At 70.3% G+C, this 22,128-nt stretch carries 18 protein-coding genes; 14 read left to right on the plus strand and 4 right to left on the minus strand.

The features are described 5' to 3' along the window. Positions 1–34: 34 nt before the first annotated feature. The gene (locus tag AB0I66_RS32935; protein WP_363211644.1) at positions 35–2,329 is read right to left on the minus strand and encodes an MMPL family transporter; all 2,295 of its coding nucleotides are present in this window, start codon (positions 2,327–2,329) and stop codon (positions 35–37) included. Between the two features lie 354 nt (positions 2,330–2,683). Here AB0I66_RS32935 and AB0I66_RS32940 point away from each other — a divergent pair, with 354 nt between their 5' ends. The 9 genes from AB0I66_RS32940 (at position 2,684) to AB0I66_RS32980 (ending at position 11,648) form a co-directional block, all read left to right on the plus strand. Continuing rightward, a complete protein-coding gene (locus AB0I66_RS32940; protein ID WP_363211645.1) occupies positions 2,684–3,268 on the plus strand; it encodes a TetR/AcrR family transcriptional regulator in 585 nt (194 codons plus the stop codon). Positions 3,269–3,361: 93 nt separating this feature from the next. Continuing rightward, positions 3,362–3,985 carry a hypothetical protein gene (locus AB0I66_RS32945; RefSeq protein WP_363211646.1) on the plus strand — a complete coding sequence of 208 codons (624 nt, stop codon included), beginning with the start codon at positions 3,362–3,364 and terminating at the stop codon, positions 3,983–3,985. Between the two features lie 372 nt (positions 3,986–4,357). Next, a complete protein-coding gene (locus AB0I66_RS32950; protein ID WP_363211647.1) occupies positions 4,358–5,134 on the plus strand; it encodes an AfsR/SARP family transcriptional regulator in 777 nt (258 codons plus the stop codon). A 484-nt stretch (positions 5,135–5,618) separates the two neighbouring features. Beyond that, positions 5,619–7,169, plus strand: a complete 1,551-nt coding sequence (locus tag AB0I66_RS32955) for an aldehyde dehydrogenase family protein (RefSeq protein ID WP_363211967.1) — start codon at positions 5,619–5,621, stop codon at positions 7,167–7,169. Positions 7,170–7,272: 103 nt separating this feature from the next. Next, positions 7,273–8,565 (plus strand): aminotransferase class III-fold pyridoxal phosphate-dependent enzyme, encoded by a 1,293-nt coding sequence (locus AB0I66_RS32960; protein ID WP_363211648.1) that lies wholly within the window; start codon positions 7,273–7,275, stop codon positions 8,563–8,565. A 12-nt stretch (positions 8,566–8,577) separates the two neighbouring features. Continuing rightward, entirely contained in the window at positions 8,578–9,078 is a 501-nt protein-coding gene (locus AB0I66_RS32965; protein WP_363211649.1) for an SRPBCC family protein, read from the plus strand. A 16-nt stretch (positions 9,079–9,094) separates the two neighbouring features. Next, complete coding sequence (locus AB0I66_RS32970) at positions 9,095–10,096, plus strand: beta-ketoacyl-ACP synthase III (RefSeq protein ID WP_363211650.1); 1,002 nt, start codon at positions 9,095–9,097, stop codon at positions 10,094–10,096. A 74-nt stretch (positions 10,097–10,170) separates the two neighbouring features. Next, positions 10,171–10,410: a phosphopantetheine-binding protein gene (locus tag AB0I66_RS32975; protein ID WP_363211651.1), complete on the plus strand. Its 240-nt coding sequence runs from the start codon at positions 10,171–10,173 to the stop codon at positions 10,408–10,410. Further along, entirely contained in the window at positions 10,410–11,648 is a 1,239-nt protein-coding gene (locus tag AB0I66_RS32980; RefSeq protein WP_363211652.1) for a beta-ketoacyl-[acyl-carrier-protein] synthase family protein, read from the plus strand. The genes AB0I66_RS32975 and AB0I66_RS32980 overlap by 1 nt, the downstream gene beginning before the upstream one ends. 66 nt (positions 11,649–11,714) lie before the next feature. On the opposite strand, the gene AB0I66_RS32985 is transcribed toward AB0I66_RS32980, so the two are convergent. From AB0I66_RS32985 to AB0I66_RS32995, 3 genes are all read right to left on the minus strand, one after another. Beyond that, positions 11,715–12,038: a RedY protein gene (locus tag AB0I66_RS32985; RefSeq protein ID WP_363211654.1), complete on the minus strand. Its 324-nt coding sequence runs from the start codon at positions 12,036–12,038 to the stop codon at positions 11,715–11,717. A 65-nt stretch (positions 12,039–12,103) separates the two neighbouring features. Continuing rightward, positions 12,104–13,282, minus strand: a complete 1,179-nt coding sequence (redW, locus tag AB0I66_RS32990) for an L-prolyl-[peptidyl-carrier protein] dehydrogenase (protein WP_363211655.1) — start codon at positions 13,280–13,282, stop codon at positions 12,104–12,106. Next, complete coding sequence (locus tag AB0I66_RS32995) at positions 13,279–16,146, minus strand: polyketide synthase (RefSeq protein ID WP_363211657.1); 2,868 nt, start codon at positions 16,144–16,146, stop codon at positions 13,279–13,281. Before AB0I66_RS32995 ends, redW begins: the two co-directional genes overlap by 4 nt. A 272-nt stretch (positions 16,147–16,418) precedes the next feature. On the opposite strand from AB0I66_RS32995, the gene AB0I66_RS33000 reads away from it, so the two are divergent. From AB0I66_RS33000 to AB0I66_RS33020, 5 genes are read left to right on the plus strand one after another with little or no spacing between them, the layout of a single operon-like run. Continuing rightward, positions 16,419–16,691 carry an acyl carrier protein gene (locus tag AB0I66_RS33000; RefSeq protein ID WP_363211658.1) on the plus strand — a complete coding sequence of 91 codons (273 nt, stop codon included), beginning with the start codon at positions 16,419–16,421 and terminating at the stop codon, positions 16,689–16,691. Further along, on the plus strand, positions 16,688–18,526 hold the full coding sequence (locus tag AB0I66_RS33005) for an aminotransferase class I/II-fold pyridoxal phosphate-dependent enzyme (RefSeq protein ID WP_363211659.1): 1,839 nt from the start codon (positions 16,688–16,690) through the stop codon (positions 18,524–18,526). Before AB0I66_RS33000 ends, AB0I66_RS33005 begins: the two co-directional genes overlap by 4 nt. Positions 18,527–18,536: 10 nt before the next feature. Then, positions 18,537–20,129, plus strand: coding sequence for a D-alanine--poly(phosphoribitol) ligase (locus AB0I66_RS33010; protein WP_363211660.1), 1,593 nt, complete (start codon positions 18,537–18,539; stop codon positions 20,127–20,129). Between the two features lie 55 nt (positions 20,130–20,184). Further along, complete coding sequence (locus AB0I66_RS33015) at positions 20,185–21,042, plus strand: alpha/beta fold hydrolase (RefSeq protein WP_363211661.1); 858 nt, start codon at positions 20,185–20,187, stop codon at positions 21,040–21,042. Next, positions 21,039–22,097 carry a methyltransferase gene (locus AB0I66_RS33020; protein WP_363211662.1) on the plus strand — a complete coding sequence of 353 codons (1,059 nt, stop codon included), beginning with the start codon at positions 21,039–21,041 and terminating at the stop codon, positions 22,095–22,097. Before AB0I66_RS33015 ends, AB0I66_RS33020 begins: the two co-directional genes overlap by 4 nt. Positions 22,098–22,128 lie beyond the last annotated feature (31 nt).

Raw genomic sequence — 22,128 nt, forward strand, 5'->3', positions numbered from 1 at the left:
CCGTCGCCGTGGAAGCGGGCCGGGCCCGGCCGCGTCAGTTCGACGCCCGCTCCCGCTCCTTGGCGTCCTGAGCATCCGGCGGCGGTGGCACCGTCGCGCCCGCCGCGCTCCCGGTGGCGGCCGGCATCTCGTGGTGGAAGCCGTACTTCTGGTGGAAGCGGCGCAACGGCCCCGGTGCCCACCAGTTCGCGTTGCCGGCGAGCCGCATGAACGCGGGCACCAGCAGACCTCGGATGATCGCCGCGTCCATGACGATCGCGAGTGCCGTCCCCAGACCGAGGATCTTGACGGGGGTGAAGCTGGTGAAGACGAGGGCGACGAAGAAGATCGCCATCAGCCCGGCGGCCGCGGTGATCAGCCGCCCCGTGCTCTGGATGCCGTGCGCGACCGCCGCCGTGTTGTCGCCGGTCCGGTCGTACTCCTCCTTGATCCGGGAGAGCAGGAAGACCTCGTAGTCCATCGAGAGGCCGAAGATCACGCAGAACATCAGGATCGGCATCGTGACGTCGATCTGCCCTGTCACGGTGAAGTCACCGGCCAGGAAGGTGAGATGGCCCTCCTGGAAGATGAACACCATCGCCCCGAACGTGGCCGTGAGGCTCAACAGGTTCATGACGATCGCCTTGAGCGGGACCAGCAGGCTGCCGGTGAAGAGGAAGAGCAGCACGAAGGTCAGCACGGCGATGATCAGCGCCGCGTAGGGGAGCGCGGCCCAGAGGCTGTCGAGGGTGTCGGTGTAGGCGGCGGCCATGCCGCTGACCTTGGCCTCGGTGTCCCCCGGCGGGGAGAGTCCGCGCACGTCGGCGACCATGTCCTGGCCGTCGTCCGAGTACGCCTCCGTGGTGCTCTGGAGCGAGAGCCAGGTGGAGCCTTCGGCGTCGAAGGCCTCCGCGGCACCCGAGGGCGCGGGGGCCACGCGCTCGCCGTCCTTGAAGATGCCGGCGGACGAGTCGACCCGCTCGATGCCCTTGACCTCGGACAACTTGACGGCGTATGAGGTGAGTTCATCTCCGGATGGCTTGGTGTCGAGGACGACCTGGAGTCCCTGTCCGGCCATGGCGGGGAAGTCGTCCCGCAGGGCGTTGCCGACCTGTGCGGCCTCCGCGTCCTTCGACAGTGAACGGTCGTCGGGCAGCCCGTAGGACGCACTGCCGAACGGCGCGACCAGGATGGCGAGGCCGACGAGCACCACGGTGAGCACCGGCACGGGTCGGCGCATCACGAAGGTGGCGAGCCGGTACCAGAAGCCCTCCGTCTGATCGGCGGCGGCCACGGGCTGCTTGCGCCGGAACCTGGCCAGCAGGTCGAACTTGTCGACCCGGGGGCCAAGGAGGGAGAGCAGGGCCGGGAGCAGCACGAGCGAGCCCAGCATCGAGAAGAGCACCACGCCGATGCCCGCGTAGGCGAACGACGTCAGGTAGTACAGCGGGAAGACCAGCAGCGCGCAGAGCGAGAGCAGCACCGTGAGCGAGGAGAAGAAGACCGTGCGGCCCGCGGTGTTCAGCGAGCGGCGCAGCGCCTCCTCCAGGTCGCAGCCTCTGGCAAGTTCCTCGCGGTAGCGGCTGACGATGAAGAGCGAGTAGTCGATGGCCAGGCCGAGGCCAAGGGCGGTGGTGAGGTTGGTGGCGAAGACCGACACCGAGGTGAACTGGGCGATGACCACCAGGGCGGCGAGCGACCCCACGACCGAGACGCCCGCGACCGCCAGCGGCAGCAGTGCCGCGGCGCCCGAGCGGAAGACCAGGATGAGCAGAAGCAAAGTGATCGGGACCGCGATGGACTCGGCGAGCAGCAGGTCCTGCTCGACCTTCTCGTTGCTCTGCCGGTTGAACTCCGCGTAGCCGCCGGACTTCACCTGGAGGCTGCCCTGGTCGCCCACCACATCCGGGACGATCTCCTTGGCCGTCTCCGCGATCTTGTCGTCGTCACCGCCGAGCCGGGCCAGGATCAGGGCCTGGTCGCCGTCCTTGGAGACGAGTTCGGATGCCGCCTCCCCGCCCTTCGGGGCGAAGTAGGACGTCACCGACTCGACGCCGTCCTCACCGGCGAGTCTCTTGGTGAGCCGCTCCCCGTCGCTCTTCGTCCGCGGATCGTCGAGCGCCCCGTCGGGCGTGACGAGCAGGATGAAGTTGGCATCGCCCGCGTCGAAGCGCTCCTCGATGACATCGGAGGCGACGGACGACTCGGAGTCGGGGTCGTCGAAGCCTCCGGCGGACAGCGAGGTCATCACCGGTCCCGAGACGACGGCTATCAGCACGAAACCCAATGCGGACAGTACGAGAACAAGACGGCGCCGGTGGACAGCCAGCGACGCCAGTCGCGAAAGCATAGAGAAACTCCGTTTGTTTGCGTGAGAGCAGGACGGGAGGCGCATTCGCGATTCGGCGCAGAACGCGATCAACAGGCGTGCAGGAGAAGGGACGCCCAGGTTCTGCATGAAATAGCCCGCCGGATAAGAATGTCAAGACGGCATTTAGCCCCGGCAGATGATTTCCCCCGGTCAGGGCGCGGGAAAGAATTTCAGCGGGCTCGGCGGCGCCCACGGCACATCTGACGGCGGCGGAGCCCGCACGGCGCGGCAGGCCGCGACGGCGTCCCGCACGGATCTTCGCCGAACGCACGCCGCTGACCTGCGGTGATGGCCGGGCGTGACAAAGGCGAGGCGTAACGCTAGGTTGGTCACATGACTAATTTAGTCGATCGGCCAACTTCGGCACGCGGCCAACGCCGACGTGAGCAACTGGCCGATGCCGGCGTGGAGCTGCTCGCGGAGAGCGGCTGGCCGGGCGTCACCACCCGTTCCGTCGCCGAGCGCGCCAACGCCAACCTCGGCCTGATCCATTACTACTGGGGCGGGTTGCCCCAGCTGAAGGCGACCATCGCCCGCCGGGCCGGTGAGCAGGTCTTCGACCCGGTCACCACGGAGCTGAGCAGCACCACGACGATCGGCGAGGCGCACGCCAAACTGATCGAGCTGCTGTCCACCCCGCACGACGACAGGACCGCCCGGCTGACGGTCGAACTGATCGCGGGCGCGGCCCGTGAACCGCTGCTCGGCGAGGTGCTGCGGGAGTCGCTCACCGAGACCAGGGCCGTGCTCCGGGCCTGGATCAAGAGGGTCCACCCGACCGCACCGGACGGCACCGAGACCGTTCTGATCGCGCTGCTCGACGGCATGCTCCTGCACCGGATGCTCGACCCCGACCTGGACAACGGCGAGGCGCTCTCCGCCCTGTCCCAATTCCTTCCCGGCCGCCCCGACGGGTAACGATCCCCCTGACGGCACAGTCTCGGCGGCCCGGACCTCCCCCGGCCGGGCCGCCGATCCCCCCTCTCTCCCTGCCTTCCTGGAGGACTCACAGTGGATGCGGCCAAGCCGAGCTGGGCGTTCGGCGCCGGCGCCACCCGCGTGGAGAAAGGCCTCGCCTACGCGGTCTCGGCGTTCGGCATCGGCGCACTGACGGTCGGCGGACACGGACTGGGCTGGAGCTGGTGGCAATGGCTCATCGGTGTCCTGCTCGTCCACGATCTGGCCGGCGGTGTCGTCGCCAACGGCCTCGACACGGCCAAGCACTTCTACCACTCACCCCTGACCTTCACCGACTCGGTGCTCGCCCGCTTCTTCCACCACCCGGTGGGGTTCACGGCGGTCCACTTCCAGCCGGTCCTCATCGCCCTGGTGATACCGGGCGGCACCTGGTGGTGGGGCCTGCTCTGGTACGCCTGGGCGCTCGCCGGAGCGGTCGCCGTGGACCGGGCCGGCGAACGCCTGAAGCGGCCGATCGCGCTCGCCATCGTCGTCGCCGGGATCATGGTGGCGTCCTTCGTCGACTCCCCTCCGGGGCTCGGCTGGCTGCCGGCCGTGCTGCTCCTGAAGCTGGTGCTCGCCCATGGAGTGCCCGAACGCCTTGGTCAGCCCGCGGAACACGTTTCGAAAATCGATCCGAATTCCGGGACAGATAGAAGAAGGCACTCTCACTTGTGAAGATGGGAACTCCCCGGTATCCACGTCCGGGGAGTTCCCATCTGCTTTACGTTGCGGACCCGCGAATTTGACTCTGGTTCAGCTGCCGACGGGTAATGCCCATTAAGAGGTGACCGCTGTCACTTCATGCACGGGATTGGCTGAAACCACTAGAACTCGGCCAAAGAAGCGTGTATACCTATTGCTTCAATCCCTTGCGAGTGAAAGCAGATGTGCCGCGAAGAGGATCGTGAGGTCAACTGAATGCCCCACCCGCACCCCTTTTCCATGCCTCCCGCTGTCCACGGCGGCCCGCCGCCGTAGAGATCACCCGCCAGCCCGCCTCAGTGCTGGGCAAAGCACGGCATCAAGTTCGAGCAGACGGGGAACGAAATGCTGATCGAAGTTTTGGGACCGATGCACGTCACCCATGGCGGAAAAGAGATCGAGATACCAGGAGCGAAACCCAGGACCATCATCGCGAGCCTTGCCCTCCATCCCGGCGAGGTCATATCCGCCGCCGATCTTCTCGACGAGCTGTGGGGTGACAACCCGCCACGCTCGGCGGCCAACTCACTGCAGGGCCACGTGGCCAGGCTGCGGCGCTCGCTGGCCGCACAGACCAACAGCGCGCAGGCCCGTGACGTGCTGCGAACCTCCGGATCCGGCTATCTGCTCGACGTCGACGCGGACAGCGTGGACGCCCTGAGGTTCTCCCGCATCGTGCAGCAAGTGGGCAGCCACACCCTTCACCACGCACCGGATCAAGCCATCGTGAAGCTCACCGAGGCACTCCAGATGTGGCGCGGTCCCGCGCTCGCGGACACCGGTCAGGGAATCAGCTGCCAAACAGCTTGTGCACATCTCAACGAAACCAAGCTGATGGCGCGAGACCTCCTGATCGAGGCACAGCTCACCCTTGGACTGCACCGCGAAGTCGTTCCCCAACTCGAACAGCTTCTCACCCGCCACCCCTTGCGCGAGCGGTTCTGTGAACAGCTCATGCTGGCCCTTTACCGGTCAGGCCGGCAGGCGGATGCCATAAACGTCTACTACCGGGTCCGGCAACAGCTCAGCAACGACCTCGGGCTCGAACCGGGCCCCGGAATGCGCAGCCGTCTCGCGGAAATCCTCAAGCAGGAGCCCAGCCTTATCCTCGCCGGGCGCTGAAGTCCCTTCCCGGGCACGGGAACATCGAAACGCACCTCGCTCGGACACCATGCTCACCGGGAAGCATTTCCCGCCGCGCACCGGCTGATTTTCTGCGCCGTCATCAACCGGCCACGCGTGTGCACCCCTCCGCATTCCCGATGGCAACCCCCCTCCAGAACCCATGACCCGACCCAGTGACCACCCCCGCGCGCTCAGGATTAGTCACCCGACTAACTATAGTGCGGGCGTGGTCCTGTGTCACCACTCGAATCCAGCCGTGCGCCGAAAAACAGCCTCAGTCAGGTATCAGCGCATTCTCAGGAACCCCTGGAAAGGTCTTGTACGCACCCCCTTCTACAGACTCGACTCGCTCGATGTCCGCAGACGAAATGGAGTTAGTGTGGGCACTGGTCAGCAGTACCGTTCGAATCCTCAGGACCTGCGCACCTACTACTCCTACGTGAACGGCGAGCGGAGGGAGAGCGGCGAATGGGTCTACGTGATGGACTCAAATGCCCTGCTCGACGACGTCTTCGCCAGCCTCCGCCTCAAGCGCCGACTGGAACAGGGACGGCTGGAGGACGTCGCCCCCGACGGCCTGCCGGACACCGTGGTCGGCCGGGTCGCCAAGGCGGACCGCGACACCGTCGAACTCGCCGTCAAGGCGGCCGCCTCGGCTGCCCCCGAGTGGGGCGCGGTCCCGCTGGAGATCCGGGTCGACCGGTTCGCCGAGCTGCTCCACCAGCGGATCTCCGACAACGCCGAACAGATCGCCGCCATCCTGGTCGAGGAGGGGCATCCGCTCCCCCTGGCCCGCTGGCAGGTCTCCGGCATGCTGGAGATCTTCGGCTCGCAGTCCGCCGCGTTCTACCGCGCGCAGATGCTGCAGGAGTTCAGCCACGGTGAGCGCCGCCTGCAGGTCCGCCGCCGGCCGGACGGCGTCGTCTGCCTCAACCCGCCCCAGAACGCGCCGCTTTCGAGCGCCATGCTGGGCGCCACCTCGATCATGGCGGGCAACGCACTGGTCGTCAGGGCGCCGCGCAGCGGTCCCCTGGGCGTGATGTACGTGCTCCAGGAGATCGTCGCGCCGGTCCTCGAGGAGCTCGGGGCACCCAGCGGGGTGCTCAACGCCGTCTGCGGCGATCCGGCACCGATGCTGTCGGCCTGGCTGGACAGCCCCGAGGTCGACGACATCATCTACTTCGGCAGCAGTGAGAACGGCGTGCGTTTCGAGCAGCGCTGCATCGCCGCGGGCAAGAAGCCGATCCTCGAACTGGCCGGCAACGACGTGGTGACCGTCTGGAAGGACGCCGACGTCGAACTCGCCGCCGAGGCCCTCACCGAGAGCTTCTACGGCTCCGGCCAGCTGTGCATGATCCCCAACCAGGTCGTCGTCCACCCGGACGCCGCCGACGGGCTGCTCGAGGCCCTGCTCCGGCAGGTGCGCTCGATCCGTCCCGGCCGGCCGCAGGACCCCGAGGTGCTGCTGACGCCCGTACTGCGCAACGAGAAGTTCTTCGCCTGCCTGGAGCAGGCGCTGGAGAAGGGCGCCGAACTCGCCCACGGCGGGCACGCGATGCAGCTCGACGGCACCCGCGACCCGAACGGCATCTTCCTCGAACCGACGGTCCTCGTCGTACGCGGCCTGGCGCACGCCCGGGATCTCGATGCCGTACGCCATGAGACGTTCTTCCCGCTCCTTCCGGTGATCGTCGCCGAACCGGCGGACGACAAAACGCTGTTGGACCGCTTCGTCTCCTTCGTGGAGTCCAACGAGTACGGGCTGCGGAACTCCCTGTGGGCGCGGGACGAACACGTCGTGGAGCACTTCACCGACCGCATCACGGGCGGCGGTCTGCTCAAGGTCAACGACTCGCACATCGGCTTCCTGCCCTGCCTGCCCACGCACGGCGGAACGGGCCTTACCGGCGGCGTCTTCGGCGAGGCCAACTACCCGATCCTGCGCACCTCGCACGTCCAAGGAGTCAGCTTCAGCACGGGTACGCCCCCGCGCGCGGCCGTCTTCGGCGCCTGGCGTGAGCTCTTCAGCTGACTCGTTCGGCGGACACCTGCCCCAGGCGTTCGCCGTGACGCTCCAGGAAGCTCTTCGCGGCCTCCGCGACAACCTGCCCTTCCGGGCGACCACTAAGGGAACCATGACCACAGTCGAAACTCCGGGCAGCGCCGCCGAGGCAACCGACGCGGACACCCTGATCGAGCTCTATCGGACACGCATGAACAAGGGCCGGGCCACGCTCGGCGAACTCTTCGGCAGGCACGTCGAGTTGGCGTCGGACGGGGCCTGGGTCACCGGCGAGGAGGACCGCCGCTTCCTCAACTGCGGGGGCTACGGCGTCTTCATCACCGGTGCCCGGCACCCGGCGGTCCTCTCCCGGGTCACCGAGCAGCTGGGCCGCCATCCCGTCGCCACCCGGCTCTTCCTCGAACCGCAGGCCGCGTACGCGGCGGACGCGCTGGTCGCCCACGCGCCACAGGGTCTTGAGCGGGTGCACTTCGCCTGCGGCGGCGCCGAGGTGGTCGAAGCGGCGATCAAGCTCGCCCGCACCCAGGGCCGCACCCGACTGGTGGCCACCGAGGGCGGATACCACGGCAAGACCATGGGCGCGCTCAGCCTCACCGGCAAGGATGTCTTCCAGGACCCGTTCCGCCCGCTCCTGCCGGGCGTCGACCACGTCCCCTACGGCGACGCGGCGGCACTGGAACGGCTACTCGCGACCATGCCGGGCGAGGCCTGCGTGGTCCTCGAACCGGTGCAGGGCGAGGCCGGGGTGATCATCCCGCCGGCCGGGTACCTGCGCGACGTACGCCGGATCTGCGACACCCACGGCGCCCTCCTTGTCCTCGACGAGATCCAGACGGGTCTCGGCCGCCTCGGCGCCTGGTGGGGGGCCGATCTGGCGGGCGTCACCCCCGACATGCTGCTCACCGGCAAGGCGCTGGGCGGCGGCATCCTGCCCGTCTCCGCCCTTGTGGCCACGCCCGAGGTGTTCTCGGTCTTCGACAAGGACCCCTACCTGCACACGTCCACCTTCTCCGGCTCGCCGCTCGCCATGGCGGCGGTCCGCGGCGCGCTGGCCGCGATCGAGGACGACGGACTCGTGGACCGCGCCCGCGTCCTCGGCGCCGAACTGCTCGGCGGGCTCCGCGAGATCGCCGTACGCCACTTCGGCGACACCGTGGCCGAGGTGCGGGGCCAAGGGCTCCTGATCGGCGTGGAGTTCACCGAGCCCGGACTCGCCGGAGAGCTGCTGATCGAGCTCCTCGACCAGGGCGTCATCGCCAACCACTCGCTCAACTCGCACATGGTGCTGCGCTTCACTCCCCCCGCAGTGCTCGCCCCCTCGGACGTGACGTTCCTCTACGAGGCGTTCGACCGCGCCTGCCGCGCACAGGCAGCGCAGTACCTTCCCTCCGCACCGACTCACTAGGCGGCAAACCCCATGCGTAGCGTGCAGCTTGTGATCGATCTGCCCGGCGTCGGCCCCGACACCGCGTTCGCCACGGTCCGCGAGTTCGGCCGGTTTCCCGGCCTGGCCCCCGCGGTGCGCTCGGTCGAATCGCGTACGGGCGAGAGCGACTGGGAAGTCTATTTCCGCAACGGCGTCCTGCGCTGGACGGAGCACGACCGGGCCGACGAGACCGCGCGGACCATCGACTTCGAGCAGGCGGAAGGGGACTTCGAGTCCTTCTCCGGCCGCTGGCACGTCGTCGCGACGGACGGCGGCAGCCGGGTCGACTTCACCACCGACTTCGACTTCGGCATCCCCAGCCTGATCGGCATCCTCGACCCGGTGGCCGAGCGCGTCATCAAGGAGACCATCGGCCTGATCGTGCTCGGTCTCTTCCCGGGCGGCTCCGTGGTCGGCGACCCGAAGCTCGCCGAGCGCATAGCGTCCCTGGCCCCGACGGCTCCCGCGACGACGCCCGCGGGAGCGGCCTGAACGGAGGACTGCCGCGATGACACGGGCCTCGGTCCTGGCGGGCCTCGGCAGCTGGCTGCCGGCCCAGGTGGTCACCAACGACGACCTGGGCCGCGAACTCGACACCTCGGACCACTGGATACGCAGCAGAACGGGCATCGGGCAGCGGCACATCGCCGAACCCGGGACCGCCACCTCCGACATGGCCGTCGAAGCCGGCGGCCGGGCGCTGAAGTCCGCGGGCCGGGAGCAGACGGACGCGGTCGTGCTCGCCACCACCACGCCCGACCGGATCTGTCCGGCCACCGCGCCGCTGGTCGCCTCCCGGCTGGGGCTCGCGCCGGTCCCCGCCTTCGACGTGTCGGCCGTGTGCACCGGATTCCTCTACGCGCTGGCCACCGCCCGCGGCCTGATCGCGGCGGGCACCGCGGACAGCGTCCTGGTGATCGGCGCGGACACCTACTCGAGCCTCCTCGATCCCCGGGACCGCTCCAGCCGTGCCATCTTCGGCGACGGGGCGGGGGCGGTGGTGCTGCGCCTGGGCTCACCGGACGAGCCGGGCGCGCTCGGACCCACCGTGCTCGCCAGCGACGGCAGCGGCGAGGACCTCATCTCGGTGCGCTCCGGCGGATCGAGGGAGCCGTTCCGTCAGGAGACCGCCGCCGACGCCGACCCGTACTTCCGGATGAACGGCAAGTCCGTCTTCCGCAACGCCGTGGAGCGGATGACGCACAGCTCCCGGCAGGTGGCCGAGGAGTCCGGCTGGGCGGTGGAGTCCATCGACCGGCTGGTCGCGCACCAGGCCAATCTCCGCATCCTGTACGCCGTCGCCGACCAGCTCGGCCTGGAGCGCGAGCGCTGTCCGATCCATCTGGACCGGGTCGGCAACACGGCTGCGGCGTCGCTGCCGCTCGCCCTGGCCGACGCGGTGAACGAGCGCCGCCTGCTGCCCGGCCATCGCACCGTGCTCACCGCTTTCGGCGGCGGACTCACCTGGGGCGCCGCCGCCCTGACCTGGCCGGACGTACAACCCGCCTGACCACCCCGTCGTACGCCCGACTCACCCACCCCTCGCGCGGGCGCACCGTCCGCGCCATCCTTACGGAGATACTCATGAGTGACGTCTACGAACGCTTCGTCGGCCTCCTGGTGCAGGGCTTCGGCGCCGAGGCAGGCGAAGTCACCGAGAGCACGACCTTCATGGACCTGGAGCTCGACTCCCTCGCCCTGGTCGAGCTGACGATCGCCGCGCAGCAGGAGTTCGACGTCCCGATCGGCGACGACGAGCTGCACGCCGAGGACACGATGGCGCACGTCGCCAAGGTGATCGAGGCCAAGCTGGTGGAGGTCTGATGGCGGCCGGTGACGGCCGCTTCGACGCCGCCATCACCGGCCTGGGGATGGTGACGCCGGCCGGTGTCGGAGTGTCACCCACCTGGGAGCGGCTGTGCGCCGCCGAGGGGACGTGCGCGGGCCTGGTGCCCGAACTCGCGGGTGCGCCGGTTGAGTTCGGCGCTCAGGTGCCGGACTTCGACCCGGTGAAGTCCATCGGCCGGCGCAAGGCGTGGCGGCTGGACCGCCACAATCAGCTGGCGCTCGCGGCAGCCGCCGAGGCGGTCGCCGACTCGGGGCTGGACCCGGCCACCTGGGACGGGGCCCGCGTCGGCGTCGTGCTCGGCGTCGGTCTGGGCGGGGCCGCCAGTTGGGAGACGCAGCACCGCAAGCTGCTGGAGAAGGGCTCCGGGAGCGTCTCGCCGATGCTGATCCCGATGCTCATCTGCAACATGTCGGCCGGTCATCTGGCCATGGAGTACGGCGCCAAGGGCCCCAACTTCGTGACGGTGACGGCCTGTTCGTCGGGCACCACCGCCATCGGCGCCGCCCGGGACCTGCTGCGCGGCGGCCTCTGCGACGTGGTGCTGACCGGCGGAGCGGAAGCGTGCATGGTGCCGTCGATCGCCGGAGGCTTCGCGCAGATGGGCGCGCTCTCCCGGCACGACGAGGACCCGACGGCGGCCTCGCGGCCGTTCGACGTGAACCGGGACGGCTTCGTGCTCGCCGAGGGCGCGGCCGTGCTGGTCCTCGAACGCGTGGCGGACGCCAGGGCGCGGGGCGCCCGGATCAGGGCACGGGTGAGCGGGTACGGCGCGTCGGCCGACGCGTACAACCCGACGGCGCCCGACCCGCAGGGCGCGGGCGCGGAGCTCGCGGTGCGGGCGGCGCTGCGGGACGCCGGGGTCGGCCCCGAGGCGGTCGACCACGTCAACGCGCACGGCACCTCCACCCCGCTCAACGACGCCGCCGAGTCCCGGCTCATCCGGCGGGTCTTCCCGCACCAGCCGCCGGTCACCTCCGTCAAGGGGGTCCTCGGGCACACCCTCGGTGCCGCCGGGGCCATCGAGGCGGCCGCGGCGGCGCTGACGCTGGAGCACTCCTTCATCCCGCCGACGGCGAATCTGACGGCCCAGGACCCGGAGATCGACCTGGACGTCGTGCACAAGGCGGGCCGGGAGGGTCCGGTCTCCACCGTGGTCAGCAATTCCTTCGGGTTCGGCGGGCAGAACGCGGTTCTCCTGCTGACGCCGGGCTGAGGCGGACGGCACGCACACGGGCGGGGCCCCGGTCGCTTCCTGCGACCGGGGCCCCTCCTCGTGTGGTCAGGAAACGGGCTTGCTGTAGCCGGCGCCGATCCGTTCCCCGGCCGTCTCGTCGACGACGTCGGCCATCTCGGCGAAGGCCTCCTCCAGACCGTGGAAGGCGTCCAGTTTCATGTCCCGGTCGAAGGCGTCCCGGCCGGTCACGCCGATGATCTCGAAGTAGTTGAAGGGCGCCTCGGGATCATCCGAGGCCCGCTGGACGCTGAAGGTGACGACACTGGGCAGTTCGGGGCAGGTCGCGTAGTCGGTCTCGCGCACCCAGTCCTCGAAGCGCTTCGGGTCGACGCCGGGACGGAGCTTGATGCGGTGGACGATGTACTCCACTGTTCCTCCGGAACGGGAAGTGGGAAACGGGAAGCAGGAAGCGATGGGCGGGAAGCGGCAGACGGTCAGCGGCCCGTGCGGCGCCGGTGCGGCGCGCGGCCGAGGCCCAGGCTCCTTGCGATGTTGTTCTTCTGGATCTCATTGGTGCCGGAGAAGACCCGGGAGGGCAGCGCGTCCCGCAGGAACGCCTCCGCCTCCCCGTCCACGATCCCCAGGCCGCCCCTCAACTGCACGGCGTCCAGGCCGATCTGTACGGCGGCCTCACTGACCGCGATCTTCGCGAGCGCGGGGCCGACCTCGTCGTGACTGCCCTCGTCCAGACCGGCGGCGGCGCGGAAGAGCAGCAGCCGGGCCGACTCGTGACGCAGCAGCATGTCGACGACGCGGTGACTCACCGCCTGGAACGACCCGACCGGCACACCGAACTGCTCGCGCTCCCTGACGTACTCGATCGTGGAGTCCAGCAGCCGCTTCATCCCGCCGAGGTACGCGGCGAACAGGCAGGTGCGTTCCCACCGCATCGAGGAGGTGAAGACGGCCGCGCCGCCCCCCTCGGCGCCCAGGATGCGGTCGGCCGGTACGGCGACGTCCTCCAGGCGGACATCGGCCGTCGGTGATCCGCGCAGGCCCACCTTGTCGTACGGACGGCCGACGGTGAGCCCCGGAGTACGGGCGTCGACCAGGAACGAGGTCAGGCCGAAGTAGCCGCTCTCCGGGCTGGTCACCGCCTGGATCAGGAAGACGTCGGCGACCGGGGCGTTGGTGGTGAAGCACTTCTCGCCGTTGAGGATGAACCGGTCGCCGTCGCGTACCGCCCTGGTCCGCAGGTTGAGCGCGTCCGAGCCGGCCTCCGGCTCGGTGATGCCGTGGGCGGCGATCAGCTCACCGGAGGCGAGCCCCGGCAGCCAGCGCTTCTTCTGCTCGGTCGTGCCGAACTCCACCACCGGCATCAGGCAGGCGTACAGATGGGCGGCGACGGAGAAGACGAAACCGGTGTCCCGGCACCCCCTGCCGAGCGCCTCCATCAGTGCGGTGGCGGTCACCGCGCCGAGGCCCGCGCCACCGAACTCGTCGGGTACGCAGGTTCCGGTGACGCCCTGCCGTCCGGCGAGCAGCCACCGGCGGCGGAAGTCCTCGGCGTCGAACACGTCCGGTGCCTGGAGCCGGTTCTCGGCGAAGTCCATGAGCGTCGCGCACATGTCCTCGGTGTCACGGTCGAAGGTGGTGCTGATCAGCGGGTTCATCGGGAGAGGTCCGTCCCATCGTTCGGTTCGTCCTGACGGGGTGCGCCCGGCCGGCGGCCGCGGCCCTCGTCCGGGCCCGCCTCCTCGACCAGCAGGTGGTAGTTGATGCCGCCGGTGCCGAACGAGCTCACCGCCGCGCGGCGCGGCCGGCCCGGCGTGCGGGGCCACGGCTTGGGCCGGGTGCCGAGCACGGCGGGCAGAGCCTCCAGGTCCAGTGCCGGGTTGGGATGGTGGAGGTTGGTGTTGGGCGGCAGCGTCCCCGCGCGCAGGGCGAGCACGGCACGCAGCAGGCCGGCCCCGCCCGCGGCCGCGAAGGTGTGGCCGACGAAGCTCTTGGCCGAGCCGATCTCCAGCGGGCGTACCCGGGCGGCACCGCCGTAGACCCGGCCGGTGGCGGTGATCTCCACCCGGTCGCCGACCTTGGTCCCGGTGCCGTGCGCCTCCAGGTAGTCCACGTCGGCCGGTGCGTGGCCGACCTGGGTGAACGCCTGGCGCATGGCGCGGACCTGGCCGTCGGCGTCCGGGGCGATCAGGGACTTCGCGTCGTTCGAGGCGCCGCTGCCGGTCAGCAGGGCGACGATCTCGTCGCCGTCCCGCTCGGCGTCCGAGCGGCGCTTGAGCAGGAAGAGCGCGCAGCCGTCACCGGGCGTGAAACCGTCGGCGTCGGCGTCGAACGGGGTGATCCTGGCGTGCGAGAGCAGCCCGAGTGCCGAGCACAGGACCATGTCCCGTGCGGAGCAGGGCAGTTCGACGCCACCGGCCAGGGCATAGTCGGCGGTGCCGTTGCGCAGGGCGGTCATCGCGGTGTCCAGGGCGGCCAGCGAGGAGGCACAGGCCGCCTCCACCGCCAGCGGCACGGCGTCCAGGCCGTACACCCCGGCGAGCAGGGCCGCGCTGCCGCTGGCCAGGGCGCCGTCCAGGGTGTCCGGTGTCGGGCCTGCCGGGGTGCCGTAGGCCTGCCGGACGGTGTCCAGGAGCCGTTCGAGGTCAGCGGAGGAGAGGCCCTTGAAGGCGGTCAGATCGCGCACGAACTCTTCGAGTTCGCCGAGCGAGCCGTCCACATGTGCCTGCCGGTCGGCGGCCAGGCCGAGGTTGCTGGCCACGGCGATCAGCCCCCGCCCGGTCAGCGGCCGCCCGCCTCGACCGCGGAACACCTCGTCGGCGACGGCGAGGGTCATGCGCTGGGCGGCGTCCATCGCCGCGTACCGGTCCGCGCCGATTCCCGTCCCGGGCGGCGGGGACTGCGGTACGACGGCGTATCCGCCGAGCTCGGTGTAGCTGCGGTTAAGGCTCAGCGCACCGGGGGCGTAGTGGAGTTCCCGGTCGAGTCGGTCGGCGGGCACCGGGCGCAGCCGGTCGCGGCCCGACAGCATCAACTGCCAGTAGGCGTCGGCGCTCTCGGCATCGGCGAACCGGCCGCCGCAGGCCACCACGGCGATCGGCTCGGGCAGTCGGGCGGCGCGTGGGGCGGGGTCGGTGCGTGGGGTGGCGTCGGTACGTGGGACGGCGTCGGTGCGCCGCGGCACGTGCTCCTCCAGGACCAGGTGGCACAGCGTCCCGGTGAGCGATGCCCCGCTGACCGCGGCCCGTCGGGGTGCGGCGCCGGCCGGTGCCGTCCAGTCGGCGGCGGGCTCCGTTCCGTCCTGCGTGCGGTGCGCGGGCAGCGTGCGGTGGTGCAGGGCGAGCGCCGCCGTGGTGACCGCGGCGAGTCCCGCGTGGGCGAAGGTGTGCCCGAGGCGGTCGCTCGCGTCGCGGATGACCGGTGCGTCTTCGCCGAATTCAGCACGCATGGCCGCCAGTTCGGCCTTCTGGGCCTCCTCGCCGGAGGTGCCGGTCCGCTCGACGTACCCCACCGGGGAGGTGCCGGGGGCGGTGGGCCGGTGGGCGGCGCGGATGACCTCGCGGTACTGCTCGGCCGAGTCCTCGTGCCGGAACTCCCCGCCACGGGCGCGGTGCCGGATGGAGCCGGCCGTGATCGTGGCGTAGATCCGGTCGTGGTCCCGCTCGGCGGCGGCCAGCGGCTTCAGGAGCAACGCGCCGACTCCTTCTGCGAGTTCGGCGGCGGGGTCCGATGATCCCTGCGGGTGCGTCAGCAGGCCCTTGGTCCGCAGCAGCGAGGCCAGCAGCCCGCTCTCCCGCAGCTGCCCGGTGACGACCAGGGCACGCTCGGCGAGGCCGCGGCGCAGTGAGCCCATCGCCTGGTCGAGCGCCAGGAACGAGGTGACGTCGGCCGACTCCACGGCGAGCGTGCGGCCGCGCAGCCGGAACACCGAGGCGATCCGGGCCGGGATCGTGCTGGCCATCTCGCCGACCCGGTCGTGCGGGGCGCCGCCGAGGTTCCGCTGCAGCAGGGCACGCAATTCCTCGCCCGCCTGGCTCGCGTTCTCCACCGCCTCGGGGATGCCGGCGGCGAGCGCGGCACGGACCACCTCGCGGGCGTACCCGCTGCCCGCGATCCGCAGGGCGTTGGCGTACTGCCGGTCGAGGCCGAAGCAGGTGCCGACCACCACGTCGGTGCGGTCGCGCTCCTCGGTGCGCTCACTCTCGTCGGTGCGGCCGTGCACGTCCGCGCGGCCGGTCCTGGCGTCCGTCAGGCACTGGTCCGCCGCCTCCAGCATGAGCAGCTGGAGCCGGGCCATGGAGCGTGCCTGCACCGGCGGGACGCCGAAGCGGGCGACGTCGATCGCCGGTTCGTCCGGCGCCCAGTGGGCGGGCGACCGTATTCCGTCGGAATCGTCCCGTACCAGTTTCCAATAGGCATCAACCCCCGCTGCCCGAGGAGTGAGCGCGGCGATACCGACGATCGCCGTGTGCTCTGTTCCGGTGTTCTCCTGCTGAGAGCAGGCTGCATATTCGGAGCGCATGACAGGCAACTCCAGATTTATCGTTCGGCCGGTGGGCGAAAATCCGTGGCAACGTACCATGAAAATCCAAAACGCCGTTCCGCACATCGAGTTTCGCCGCCGACGCGCACGGGATTCCGGCGCAGCTCGTCGGCCATCAGACCGCAACCATGCGCTCACCTGCACTGATGGGCGCAACAGCAGATTTACACCGGGATCTCAGCCGGATGTAAGTCACATCTGCAAGTGTGGTCACCGCTCGGCATTCTGCCGAATACGAGTCTAAGGCGGCCATGATTACTGAGCAGTCGATCATCGATTACATTGCCACGGCCTGGCTTGGTGGAGACAGCGAAGGTCTGGATACCGAAACACCGCTCGCCGAATTGAACATCATCGACTCCGCGGGAATTTTCGACCTGGTGCACTTCTTGCAGAGCGAATTTCGTATCACGGTGCCACTGCACGAGGTCGCACCGGGGAATTTCCAGTCGGTCGGCGCCATCGCCGCGCTGGTGGACCGCATCCGGAACGAGAAAGAGAACGAGAAAGAGGGGGTCCGATGAGGGAGCCGGTGGACGTCGCCGAGGACACCTCGTCCATCCACCGCCAGGTCGTCGAGATCGTCGCGTCCCGCACGCTGTACGACGTCGAGCACCTGGCCCCGGACAGCGATCTGGAGGGTGAGCTCGGCATCGACTCCGTCGTGCTCGAGTCGATCCTGGCGGCCCTGACGGAACACTTCGGCCTGAAGCGCGAGCTGGACTCCGTGCCGACGACGCTGCGGGAGCTGGTCGCGGACGTGACCACCGCGCTCGGCGACGCACCCGAGGCCGGCAGCCGTTCGCAGGAGCTGATGCGGACCCTGCTCGACACGGCCATGCGGCACACCCACTACCAGCGCGACCAGCTCGGCCTCGACGCCGATCTGGAGAGCGAACTGGGCATCGACTCCGTCGTCCTCACGTCGGTCATCGCCGACTGTGCCGAGGCCTTCGGCATCCCGCAGGACGCCACCGACGGAGTCGCCGCCACCACCTTGCGCAAGCTGCACGCCGAACTGGAGGCCCTCCAGCCGCTCGACGGCGTGGACACGGACGCAAACAGCGACGGCGACAGTGACGGCGACGGCGACGCGTGGGACAGCCGCTCCATGAAGGACTTCATGGAGGAGCGCGACCCCGACCTCTTCGCCAAGGCCCGCTCGTTCCAGCGCTACCGAACCCGGCGCGAACAGGACCGGCTCTACTGGTACGGGATGCCGCACCGCGCCATGAGCGGCAGCCGCGCGGTCATCTACGACGAACTGGAGGGCCGGGAGCGCGAGTTCCTGATGTTCGCCTCCAACAACTACCTCGGCCTCGCCAACCACCCCCGCGTCATCGAGGCGGTCTGCGACGCCACCCGCACCTTCGGTGCCACGCACACCGGCTCACGCATCATCGGCGGCACCAACGAGCTGCACCGTGAGCTGGAGCGCAGGCTCGCCCGGCTCAAGGGCCGGCAGGCCTGCGCGGTGTTCCCCGGCGGGTACTCGGCCAACCTCGGCGTCATCTCCGGCCTGGTCAAGAGCTATGACGCGGCCGTGGTCGACAAGCTCAACCACATGAGCATCGTGGACGGCTGCAAGCTGTCCGGCGCCGTCCGCAAGATCTACCGGCACAACGACATGGCCGATCTCGAACGCGTGCTGCAGCGCTGCCAGAGCGAGGCGATGGGCAAGCTCATCGTGGTCGACGGCGTGTTCAGCATGCACGGCGACATCTGCGACCTGCCCGAGATCGTCCGCCTGGCCCGGGAGTACGGCGCTCGGGTGCTGGTCGACGACGCCCACGCCACCGGCGTCCTCGGCGAGCGCGGCACCGGCACCGCCGAGCACTTCGGCCTCAAGGGCCAGGTCGACCTGGAGCTCGGCACGATGAGCAAGACCCTCGCCGGCATGGGCGGCTTCGTCGTCGGCGACGAAGAGGTCATCGACTATCTGCGCTTCTACGCCAACTCCTATGTCTTCGCGGCGAACATCCCGCCCGGCACGGCCGCCGGCCTGATCGCCTCCATCGACGTCATGGAGTCCGAGCCGGAGCGCGTCACCCGGCTCTGGGAGAACATCCGGACGCTGCGCACCGCTCTGACGGACGCCGGTTTCGACCTGGAGCAGTCCGAGAGCGCCATCCTGCCGATCGTCATCGGCGACGAGCGCACCGCGATGGAGATGGGCCGGGCCGTGCGCGCCCGCGGCCTGTTCTGCCAGACCGTCGTCTTCCCCGGCGTGCCGCTGGGCGACGCCCGGCTGCGGATCAGTGTCACCAGCGAGCACACCGCCGCCGACCTGCGGGAAGCGGCCGGAATCTTCGTCGAGGCCGGACGTGAGGCCGGGGTGCTCGCCCCGTCCGAACAGTGAGGGGCGCACCGTGAACAAGGGGAACATCTCCGTGATCCGGCTGCCGCGGAACCTGAGCGGGAGCGATCTCGCCCGTCCGGCGCTGGTCGGCGACGAGCCGGTCACGTACGCCGAGTTGACCCGGCGGGTGGACGCCCTCGCGCTGCGGCTGCGCACGGTCACCGCCGGGCCGGGCGAGCGGGTGGCCGTCTGGCTGGGCAAGCAGCCGCGCTATGTGGAGGCGATCCTCGCCACCCTGGAGGCCGGATGCGTGTACGTGCCGCTGGACGGCGCGCAGCCCGCCGGCCGGGTGGCCACGATCCTCGGCGACTCCTCGCCCACCGTGCTGTTCACCGACAGGGCACGGTTCTCCCGGCTCCGACGCGACGAGCTGCCGCGCTCGCTCCGCGCCGTCGTCCTCTCGGACGATGACGACGGCGCGGAGGCGGGGGACGCGGAGGAGCCGGTGCCCGTCCGCGGCTGGGCGGCGTTCGTCGCGGCCACGCCCACCGGAGCGGCGGCACCCGCCGAGCGCACCGTCGCACCCGACGACCTGGCCGCCCTGCTCTACACCTCGGGTTCGACCGGAACGCCCAAGGGCGTGAAGATCTCCCACCGGAACCTGGCCAACTTCGTCGGCTGGGCGTCACAGGAGCTGGACGTGGGTCCGGGCGACGTGTTCGCGAACCACGCCTCGTTCAACTTCGACCTCAGCACCTTCGACCTGTTCACCGCGCTCGCCGTCCGGGCCTCCCTGTGGGTGATCCCGGACGCCCGGTCCAAGGATGTGTCCGCGCTCGCCGAGGGCATCCGCGAGCACGGCGTCACCGTCTGGTACTCGGTGCCCTCCATCCTGCATCTGCTCACCACGTCGGGGGCGCTGACACCGCGGACCGCGTCCACACTGCGGTACGTGCTCTTCGCGGGCGAGGTCTACCCCATCGGTCAACTGACGCTCCTCTCAAGCCTGTTGCGTGAGGAGACCGAGCTCTACAACCTCTACGGGCCCACCGAGACCAACGTCTGCACCTTCCACCGGTGCACCCCCGCCGACCTGAAACGGGACCATCCCCTGCCGATCGGCACCCCGATCAAGGGCGCCCATGTCCGGGTCGAGGACGAGGACGGGAACACCGTCGACGACGCGCGGGAGCCCGGCGAGCTCGTCGTCAGCGGCGCGTGCGTCACCCCCGGCTACTGGGGCCTGGAGCACGAGCCGGCCGCCGACGACCACCGCAAGGGACAGCACCGCACCGGGGACCTGGTGACCTACGAGGACGGCCGGCTGGTCTACCGCGGCCGCAAGGACCGGATGGTCAAACTCTCCGGCTACCGGGTGGAGCTCGGCGAGGTCGAGGCGGCCGTGCTGCGGCACCCGGCCGTCGAGGACGCCGCGGTCATCACCGCGGAGACGGGCGGCCGGACCGGGATCGCCGTGTACTACGTGCTGCGCGAGGGCGCGAGACAGCCGAACCTGCTCCAGTTCAAGCAGCACTGCAAGGAGCATCTGCCGCCCTACATGCTGCCGCACTCGGCGACCCGGCTCGACGCCCTGCCGCGCAACGCGAACGGCAAGACCGACTACCGCGCCCTCGCCCGCGACGCCGCCGCACCGCCCTCCTGACCGGCCACGCCCCACCGGTCCCCCGCCCTGCCCACACCACACACCGAAGGTCACCGTGCACCCAGCCCGACCGCCCGTCCGCACACCACCGGAAGCCCGTGCCGCCGGCCCGTGGTTCCCCGCGGGGGGCTCCGGCACCTCCGCGCCGGGAGCGCTGCCGCTGGTGTGCTTCCCGTACGCGGGCGCCACCCCTTCGGTCTTCCACCGCTGGACCGCCGCGCTCGGCACCGGCGTACGGGTCGAGCCCCTGCTGCTGCCCGGCCGTGGACTGCGGCTCGCGGAGGAGCCGTTCACCTCGATGGCGCCTCTGGTCGAGGCGATCACCGAAGCTCTGCTGGAGCGGGGCCTCGACGCGGACTGCGGGTTCTTCGGGCACAGCATGGGCTCCGTCCTCGCGTACGAGGTCGCCTGCGCGCTGCGGACGCGCGGACGGCCCGGCCCCAGGGGCCTGTTCCTCTCCGGCAGCCGGGCTCCGCACAGCTACGGCAACCGCAGCGACAGCACCCTGCCGGACGAGGAACTCATCGCCCTGCTCGGCGACCTGGGCGGTGTGGGCGGCGGCCGAGACGCCGTACGCCAGACCTATCTGCGCCGCCGGCTGCCCGCGCTCCGCGCCGATCTGCGGGTCTGCGACCACTACCGGTGGCAACGGCGGCCCCCGCTGGACATACCGCTGACCGTGCTGGCCGGTTCGCACGATCCGCTGGCCACCGCAGGGCAGGCCGAGTCCTGGCGTGCGTACACCACGGCCGCGTTCCACCGGCGCCAGGTGCCCGGCGGCCACTTCTACCTGCTCGACGAACCGGAGCTTCTCCTGCGCGAGCTGCGCGACTGGTGCGCAGCCCTGGCCTCCGCCGAATCGGCCACGCCCGGCCTCCACGGTCCTGCCCACACACCACAGAGGTACTCATGACGTCGACCGGACACCGCTCCCGCAAGGCCTCGACGCGGACGACCGCGGCGACGGTGGCAAGGCTGCTGCGCTCCCCGCAGATCAGACTGCTCCTCTCCCTCTCGGGCAAGCTGGTCGTCCCGGTCTACCGGGCGGCCTTCCTCACCGGCGCGGCCTCCAGCGGCGTACTGCGCCGGCTGGCCGACGGCCCCGCCGATCTGCGCACCCTGGCCGTGGAGTTGGGCGCCGAGGGCGACACGCACCGGCTCGGGCGCTGGCTCGACGCCGGGGTGAAGCTCGGCCAGCTCCAGTCGCGCGACGGCCGGTACGCGCTGAAGAGCCGGCTGGCCAAGCAGCTGGCCCGGGTGGAGAACGACGCGGCCGCTGGAGCCCTCGAAGAGGTCGTCCGCTTCCACTACCCGGTGCTCCTCGACGCGCCGCGCATGGTGCGGGAAGGGCGCTCGTTCAGCCTCGGCGACCAGGACGGCTCGGTCATCGCCCGCTCCTCGCTGGTCGTGCAGCCGTTCATCGAGGAGGCCGTCTCCCGCATCCTGGACCGGCAGGGCGCCGTCCGGCTCCTGGAGATCGGCTGCGGCAGCGGCGTGTACGTGCGCCACGCCGCCGCGCTCAACCCCAGGCTCACCGCGCTCGCCGTCGACCTGCAGCCCGAGGTGGCGGCGGAAGCCGCCCGCAACATGGACCGCTGGGGGCTCGCCGACCGTGTCACCACCCGCCAGGGAGACCTGCGCGACCTGGCATCGGACGAGCGCTACGACCTGGTCACCCTGCACAACAACATCTACTACTTCCCCGAGGACGACCGCGTCGAGGCGCTCTCGCGGGCGCGCGAGGCCCTGGCCCCCGGTGGCCGGCTGCTCCTCACCACCTCGTGCCAGGGCGGCAGCCCGAGCCTCGAAGTCCTGAACCTCTGGTTCGAGTTCGCCGACTTCGGCGGCCCGCTGCCGGTGGAGGAAGAGCTGGTCGGACAGCTGCGGAAGGCGGGGTTCACCGACGTGGAGGCCCACCGGATCGTCCCCGGCGAACAGTTCCGCGCCTTCGTCGCCACCAACCCCTGACACACGCCACCCATCCCGGCCCATCCTGGAG

Origin of the sequence: Streptomyces sp. NPDC050439, from assembly GCF_040655335.1 — a bacterium.
GTDB lineage: Bacteria > Actinomycetota > Actinomycetes > Streptomycetales > Streptomycetaceae > Streptomyces.